Here is an 828-nt window from a genome sequence, read left to right on the forward strand (position 1 = left end):
GTCCGGCGATATGCGGGTCGCCGCGTTGGACCTGACGTTATCGAGAACCGTCCTCGGCGACTCCGCATCATCGCATGGTTCCCGTCTGTCTTCGAACATCAATTGGACAATGATAGCCGGCAATCGCTCGTCGCTTCAACACTACGCGAGTCGTCAGCGTTGGGGGCATTCCAGCCTGGGGTCAGGCGTCGGTTCGATGCATTTGGTTTGAATGGCGCGGAATCAACAAATGAGCCCTGCGGATTCTCAGGTTCGCTCTGCAGATGGGCGATTGAACATCGGCTTTGAATATACGCTGCTTCGCACGGCTGAAGTCCAGCGTTGACTTGTTGGCCACACCGAGAGAGCCGGTGTTCCGTGATCCACACGGTCACTTTGTCGGTCGTCTTGGTTCTACGCGCCAATTCACGGGAACGTTCGGCGATATGCGGGTCGCCGCGTTGGACCTGACGTTTTCGAGAACCGTCCTCGGCGACTCCGCATCATCGCATGGTTCCCGTCATTTTTTGAACATCAATCGGACAATGGTACCCGGCAAACGCTCGCAGATTCAACATTACGCGAGTCATCGGCGTCGGGGGCATTCCAGTATGGGATCAGGCGTCGGTTCAATGCGTTTGGGTCGGATGGCATGGAAACGACAAATGAGCCGTTTGGATTCGCAGGTTCGCTCTGCAGATGGGCGTTTGAACATCAGCTTTGAAAATACGCTGCTTCGCACGGCTGACCTCCAGCGTTGGGCTTGTTGGCCCAATCGAGAGAGCGAGTGTTCCGTAAACCACACGGTCACTTCGTCGGTCGTCTCGTTTCTACGCGCCAATTCACGGG

2 protein-coding genes are annotated in these 828 nt (G+C 56.3%); both read left to right on the forward strand.

The features are described 5' to 3' along the window. Positions 1–211, forward strand: a 211-nt coding sequence (locus tag FYK55_RS29925; RefSeq protein ID WP_235909049.1) for a hypothetical protein, incomplete at its 5' end; no start/stop codon positions are given. Between the two features lie 433 nt (positions 212–644). After that, the coding region (locus tag FYK55_RS29930) for a hypothetical protein (RefSeq protein ID WP_235909050.1) at positions 645–828 on the forward strand (184 nt) is incomplete at its 3' end.

The sequence above is a fragment of the Roseiconus nitratireducens genome (genome assembly GCF_008629675.1).
In the GTDB taxonomy this organism is placed as follows: Bacteria; Planctomycetota; Planctomycetia; order Pirellulales; family Pirellulaceae; genus Stieleria; species Stieleria nitratireducens.